At 55.2% G+C, this 7,252-nt stretch carries 4 protein-coding genes; 3 read left to right on the top strand and 1 reads right to left on the bottom strand.

The window, feature by feature from the left end; genetic code table 11:
* Positions 1–12: 12 nt before the first annotated feature.
* The 3 genes from ABEA12_RS11460 (at position 13) to ABEA12_RS11470 (ending at position 6,761) form a co-directional block, all read left to right on the top strand.
* Entirely contained in the window at positions 13–1,395 is a 1,383-nt protein-coding gene (locus tag ABEA12_RS11460; RefSeq protein ID WP_345468256.1) for a glycerophosphodiester phosphodiesterase, read from the top strand.
* A 198-nt stretch (positions 1,396–1,593) separates the two neighbouring features.
* Positions 1,594–4,161, top strand: coding sequence for a helix-turn-helix transcriptional regulator (locus tag ABEA12_RS11465; protein WP_210101686.1), 2,568 nt, complete (start codon positions 1,594–1,596; stop codon positions 4,159–4,161).
* Entirely contained in the window at positions 4,158–6,761 is a 2,604-nt protein-coding gene (locus ABEA12_RS11470; protein ID WP_210101685.1) for a helix-turn-helix transcriptional regulator, read from the top strand. Before ABEA12_RS11465 ends, ABEA12_RS11470 begins: the two co-directional genes overlap by 4 nt.
* 258 nt (positions 6,762–7,019) lie before the next feature.
* Here the strand turns inward: ABEA12_RS11470 and ABEA12_RS11475 are convergent.
* Positions 7,020–7,252 (bottom strand): hypothetical protein (locus ABEA12_RS11475; RefSeq protein ID WP_345468242.1); only part of this gene is annotated, 233 nt, incomplete at its 5' end.

Raw genomic sequence — 7,252 nt, forward strand, 5'->3', positions numbered from 1 at the left:
ACACGGCGGAGCATGCTCGGAATACTAGGTACGGCCGTTCTGGCTGGGTGCTCCTCGCCGCTGCAGCAAACGCCAATCAAGAATAAGACCGTTCGGGATTTCGTTGCCACTGAGCTGTTTTATATAGCCCATCGAGGTTCGGGAGACAATTGGACCGAGCATACGATGACTGCGTACCGCAACGCGGTGAAAGCCGGCGCTCAGGCCATCGAGGTGTCTGTGCATCGCACAAGTGATGACGTATTCGTCTGTCATCACGACGCAAACCTGAAGCGGCTGACTGGAATAGATCTGGATATCGCGCAAGCCACGGCTCTGGAGCTGGAAGGAATTTCCAACGATGCTCGTGAATGGTTGGGTCCACACTCGGGACTGGAGCCGATCCCTACCTTGCAGGAGGTCCTAGATGAGATGCCCCAAGAGTGTTTTCTGTTTATCGAGGACAAGACTGGGGCGCATGCCGAGGAACTTCTGTCTGTGCTCGATATGGTGCCTCAAGGCCGTGACCGCATCGTTTGGAAGCAAAACAGCACCGCAGCTGGATACGAATTGGCCTCAGCGCGCGGATACCTGACGTGGGGATACTTTGCGCCGGACACTGTCATGCGCATCGCCGAACTGGCAGGACGCTTCGATTTGCTTGGAATCCACGACTCGGCCACGGAGAGCGTTCTTCTGGAACTGACAAACATCGGCAAACCGATCATCTGCTGGGAGATCCACACTAGGTGGCAACGCGATCATTTTCTTTCATGGGGCGTACGGGGCATGATGTGCTCCAACTACCCCTACGTCACCGGATTCCCGGCGCGAGGGGAGAATCTGCAAGATTCCTTTGGTACCGGGCTGCGGGGTATCGGTGATCTTCCGGATGCCATTTCCTGGGCGGCGCAACCGTTGATTATTGCTGACCAGGAAGCCCTGCGGATTTCCGGAGAGAAGAAGTCTAGTTACACTCTAGGGTCGATTTCCCCCGGGAAAATAGTGTTCTCGGAACTGTGTTTCTCCGTGCGCTGGCCGCAGCTGGTAGCGAAGAACCATATCGCAGGGGTCTCGTTCGCGGTTCCCACGGATGCACCGTACCGGGCCTTTGAAGACTCACAAGAGCGGGGAATGCACATACAGATCGAAACTCGCGGCGAGATATCGGTCTGGCTCGCCACGGAAACAGGCCCCCAGCGGTTGGGACGTTCTGCTATTCCACAGGGAGTGCCAGGTGAATGGGCGGACCTCACTCTACGTAGTTGGAAATCTGAACTGCAAGTTTCAGTTGATGGATGGCAGATGGACCCCGTAGAAGTCCAGGAGAATCCGCTTCATGGATACGTTAGCTTGCTGTGCCTTGTACCGCAGGGACAACCTGTAGATTTCCGCCACGTCGCACTCACTGCATGAAGGAGACCATTTGTTTGAGGGATTGCACGGGGTTGTCCTACGTTAGAAAAGCATAGCGAGCACGAGTCGCAGGTCCAATGCTATGCAATGATGGATTTTCCGGCTGCAAGACGATATCGTAGAGGTGTACACGGAAGTTGCACGTTTTCTGGGGAAACGTCTAGTCAACTCGGTGTAAAGAGGCCCTTGGGGGGAGCTATGAGTACTGAATCATTTTTTGGTGAATTGAGCAGTCAACAAAGTGATGGGCTTGAGTGCGTCACTTCTGTGGGTGGACCAGAGTCGGTGTTTGTTCGCAGAATCGCCAGCCAGTTCGCCCAATTGCTAGCGGAGCCGAGCATTCGTGGAGTTTTTGTTGCCACGGGCGGCAGCCAATTCTACATAGACTTGATCGAACAAGGCCTGCCCCTTTTTGTTAATCCAAGCCAAACGGTAACAGTGGCGTGCAGCAGGTATTCGCAGCAAATCGAACTAGGGGCTCTGCTGTTCTTGTTGGCGGGCGCACCGCCACTGGATATCAAGTCCGACTTGGCGGTTTTTGGCGCGCTGAGAGCAATTTTTAATTCGAAAAGGACTGAGCGCCCGGTGCTGGTTGTGGTGGACAACGCCACGATGCTCGATTCGCGAAGCGAGACGGTTCTCTCGCAACTGCTCAGCGCCGGAAGTATCCGCCTAATCCTCTTGGCGAATCGAACGGAGCACTTGGGCTCGACCCTGCGGTCCCTGGTGCGACACAGGGCGCTAGATATGATTTCTCAACCCACCCTTTCACGCCAAGAAGTGAACTTGTATCTTGAGGCACTGTTGACCGGGACACGGTCTCCCGGAGTGCACGCATACTACTGGGCGAAGAGCCGTGGCAATATGCAGTCTTTGCAAGGATCCGTTCGCGAGGACTTGGACGTTGGACGATTGGTCGATATCGGAGGGGTATGGGTCATCCACGACGCAATTTCGCTGCCGGGCACAGATTCCGCCCCACCTGATGCATGTCTTGGCGTTCTAGGCGAAGAAGAGCGAAGGCTATTGACGAGGATTATTTCGCGGGGGTCTATAGGCATGGCGGAGCTGGCCCGAAGCGAAACTGATCTATCGGTCCTTGACGGGTTACTTGATAGGGGGCTGGTGCGGAGAGAAGGCCCTGGAGCAATTGTGAGCACCGCGAACAATATTGGGAGCATGCTTTCTGATATCTCTAAAGCTGCGGGTGAGTCGAATTTCCTATTGCAACCACATGCCGAATTGCTGGTCGCTGTTGACGAGATCGCTGCCGGTTGCTATATTTCTGCCCGCGGTCGACTTGAGTCAGTGGAGCTCCAAAAGGAAACAAGCCCGCTAGACAAGGAACAGCTTTTGGTGTTTGAGCTGGCCAAGTGGTCGGCCAGTCTCGGTACCAACAATTTCGAAGCCGCAAGCGCGCAATGGGCGACGAACGGCAGCTCACATCATTTTCTCTCGAGGGATGGGGCCCGAGCAGAACAAATCAGGGTGTTGGGGTGGTATTGCACGATTCGCCGAGGCGAGCTGGCTGCAATTCCCTTTTCTGCTGATTCAGAGGATGGCATCTGGGCCTGTGTCCGTGACTTCGGCTGGACCGATAGTCTCAACCGTGTACTGGGCGTGCTTTGTGTTGCCCACACTTGGGTCCTCGAAGGGCACGCTGACAAGGGCCAAAAACTGCTGAAGTGGGCTTTGCAGGAAGTCCGCCGCGTTGGTGCACTGTCCTTGGATCATCGATATCAATTGCTCCTGCCTTCGATCGCGTTCCTCGCCCATACTGTAGCGTTCCAGCTCAACGACTGGAACGCAGCAAGTGAAGTTGATGCCATCGTCTTGGATGGGGCCCATTCCGACGCTGCCGCCGAGAAGTATGTCGCGTACTTCGCCTGCCTGCGTGCGCTCACTTTGGGTGACATGGACATCGCAGCACACCTAGTAAACGTGTTGAAGGTCGAAGAGCATCTTGCTGGCGCTCAAGTAATTGACGGGATGACACGGTGTATTGACTGGGCGATTGGTGCCAGCCAAGGGAGTCACGTCGAGTCGGAAGGCTTGCGTCAGCTATCCAGCCCAGAGATTCTGACGACGAACAGCTGGTGCGTGGCCCAGCTCGCGCTGCTTGTTCGCGCGGGTATTGACCCCAATGAACAGCTACTCAACGATCTGTATTCCATGGTCAGACGCGCGTTGGCTCAAGGGCTGCGATACGCCGCGGCTGAAACCCTGTCTGTGATGTTGGCCTTGGGGCATCCGGTGGACGAAGGGCTCCTAGCTGAAATCGATGCCAATACAAATAGTCAGTTAGTCGGGCTGATGGAGGAGCTAAATCGAGCACTGATGGGACAGAACCGAGACGAAGAACTCCGTGTGCGGTTCGAATTGGCAGCCCTCGGACAGCGCGAGCATGTCGCGTTGCTACTGCGCTCGCAAGAGAACACAAATGTTGTGGTTCGCAGACGTGCGCAGAGGGCCCTGGTACAAGGAAACGGCCACCTTGGACGTTTCGATCCATCAGGACGAAACGCGCGCAACGAGCGAGGAGAACGTGAGACAAGCAACTGGGTCGAACTTCTTACCTCCCGGGAACAAACTATTGCTGGAATGGCTGCCAAAGGAATGCGGAATCTTGAAATAGCCAAGAAATGCAGTATTTCGGTGCGGACAGTTGAAGGACATCTTTACCAAGTACATTCTAAATTGAATGTTCGCAATCGCCATGGGCTGAAAAGGCTTTTGCAGCCTGCAACTGGAGGTGGTGAGGGATGAAGGCAAAGAATGGCTGTTCTAACTTGCGAACCACCAATGCCATCGAGGCGCTGTCAGTGCTAAGCGATTCTGGAGCTCACCGCCTCGCTGTTCTGTGCCACTTCGGCTCGGGACAGGCATCGTTCGTGACCGAGGTGCTGCGCATTCTCAACGAGGGGCCCAGGACAAGGAAGTACCTAAGGATTCGCTGCCAGACGCATCAAGTATCGAATCCATTCTTCGGATTCGTTGGCTTCCTTGATGAGTGGATAGAAACCGCAGACTTTGCCGCTGTCGTTCGTGCTGTCGACGACTATGTTGGCGCACTCATGGAACCTAGCGGCCAGCGAATCCTTGTCCTGGTTGAGGATGGCCAGTACTTGGACCCTGAATCTGCCTATGTCTTAACCCAGATGGTCCAAGCTCAGCGGGTCGAACTGATGTTGTGCAACTCACGACCACTGAACGAACTTGCCAACCTCGAACCCTTAGCTGCACTCGGACCTATGCCGACTGTAGTGCTTGGTCCGCTTTCTCCAGCCCAGACCGCTCAGGAGTTGGGTAAGGCCCTCGGGAAGACACCAACGGCTGGTAGCGTCGCAGCAGTTCAGTCGCTGACAGGCGGGATCTATGAGTTGCTGCTTTTGCTCATGCGCAGGATCGACGAGACTGAAAGTTGGGAGCACATTGCCGACTACGCACTGATCCGGACCGATCATCTGCTCGAGGACAATGCGATCCACGAGCTGATTTGGTTCTACCTGCGAAGGCTTGACGACCAAGAATTAGATGCTGTGGTGGGTACGGTTCTTGCGGGCGGCTACCCCGGTGCCGGATGGAAAGAGCTCTGCCCGGAGGGTGGAAGAAGCCTTATTCGTAGCGGCCTAGTCTCTGAGGGTATTGACAAATCATTTTTCGTTTCTTCCCGGTTGATACAACGGACAATTCTCAGTTCCACACCACCGTCAAGTTCGCTCAGGATCTTCAATGTATGGCAAGAATTCGCTGGCCCCGCATGGGTGAAGGACTGGCACGCGATCTGGTGGGCACTCTCCGTAGGTTCGATTGTTACGGAAGGTGAATTAGCTTTGGCCGCGCGTCAGGCCAATGATCAGAACGAATTCACCATGGGGCTCGCTTTGGCAAGTGTTGACTTGCGTGGTGTGGTTTCGGTGTCCAGGGATATCCAGCGCATAAGAGCAGCTGAAGGGCAAGGGCTCAGAGTTGAAGCCAGAAACGAGCTTGAATCCCTAGCGACCTCAGAGCTAACCGCAGAAGATGCCGAAGAACTTACCAAAGCATGGATGATAATGCTGGGGTCCTGTTATGGAGACTTGGGACCGTATCGCCAGGCTGCCCGAGCATGGGCGCACATAGCCCAGACTGCTGCAGGAACGCACAATACGAAATTAGCTAAGAGAATCGAACTGGCTGAGGTCTTGTCTGAGCACATGGAACCGACAGAGAGGTCCCGGATACTGGATAGCGTCTTCACTGGATCGGTCCCCGGAGACGTGCAATTGATCGGAGTTTTGGCTGGCCTCGAGAGTCTCTCTTGGTCTTTCTGCAATGAACACGTGCAGTATTTGCTGGAGCATCTACACCTCGTTGATTCACTGGGTCTGCGCATGCACTTGTATACAGCGATGGCAACGGCGGAGGCTCTAGGCGACGTAAGCTCACTGGGGCAGATTCCCTGGACGGTTGTGTTTCCGGGCCATGGCGGAATGCCGCGAGCGGAAGCAGCACTAGTTAGCCTACGTCAAGCCTGGCAGGAAGATTTCGAATACGACAACAAACTCAGTACCTCAAAATTCGTTCAGGCAGCAGCAGATTTTTCCACCGTTGGTATGCATCAACTAGGGCATTACTGTGCGACGAATGCAGCATTGCGGGAGCCTGCGCTGGATGACGCAACAGGGTTTGCAACACTTGCGGACGGACTTATGGATGATCTTGGCGTGGAACCTGAAATGTTCAAGCAAGTCTCAATGCTGGGAAAACTGGCGACTCTTCACGCCGATCCTGCGACTTTGGGACAGTACGTGTCTTGGCTGCTGGACTCGCTGGACGCAAGGATTGCGATTCAAGGTGCTTGGCATGTCTACAGGGACTTTGAGGACTCCTCACGCGTTGTCATCACGTCACAAACTGGAAGGATTGCAGGTCTAGTGGGTCAACTGAGTTCACCTAGGCTCCGCGCGATTGGTATGCTTCTGGCTTCTGCAGGGAGAAATGACCTGACGGGTATCCAGAACATCCTCATGGGCGAGGCCAATGGACTCGCGGGTATTGAAAGTGTTGCATGGGCGACGGTGTTGCTTTCCGCTCATGCTCAAGAGCGAGAACGAATAGTGGCTCGCAAAGGCCTTTACTCGAGAAGCGGGAACGGGCCACGTGCAGCGATCATTGATTCCGCGTTGCAAAGACACGGTCTCTCAACGCGGGAATTCGAAATTGCGTCTTACGCCGCAATTGGCATGAGCAACAAGCAGATCTCCACGGAAGTGAACCTCTCGGTCCGGACGGTCGAAGGGCACCTCTATCGGTCCTTCCAGAAACTGGGAATACAGGACAGGGAAGAGCTCGGCGGCATAGAGGGCCTTCGCCCTCCGTACTGAGTGGCTGACGTGCACGTTGACTCATCTATGTCTGTCAAGAGTAGCGGTACTTGTCAAATCAAATGAGCCATAGCGGTCGATGCTAATGAACCGATGACTCAGCTCTTTTTGCTGGGTCGTTGATCGCGGCCATGACCTGCAACGGAGGTGCGACAGGCCGCTGTGCGAACCGTTCAGGATGCGCACTATGAACACGGTCCAAGGTCGCTTGGCGTTGCTCACGCGCCGTTGAGTATTCGACGCTTTGGGGACCACCCATTATTGCCGTTGGGGACCAGTGATATTGCCGTTGCGGGCCAGTTCGGGCAGGACGATGCCGGCTGCCTCGGTGCCCGAGACCACCACGGTTTGGGCAGCCAAGGCCGCGGTGTCAGCGGAAGTTCTAAAGTGACCATAGGCGGCGATCCCCGCTGACCACCAGCGGCAATTGGACTGACCACCAGCGGCAACGGTTTTGACCACGGACGGCAACGTCTTCCGGCCCGTTTCCT

This window comes from Paeniglutamicibacter antarcticus, assembly GCF_039544305.1.
Lineage (GTDB): Bacteria > Actinomycetota > Actinomycetes > Actinomycetales > Micrococcaceae > Paeniglutamicibacter > Paeniglutamicibacter antarcticus_C.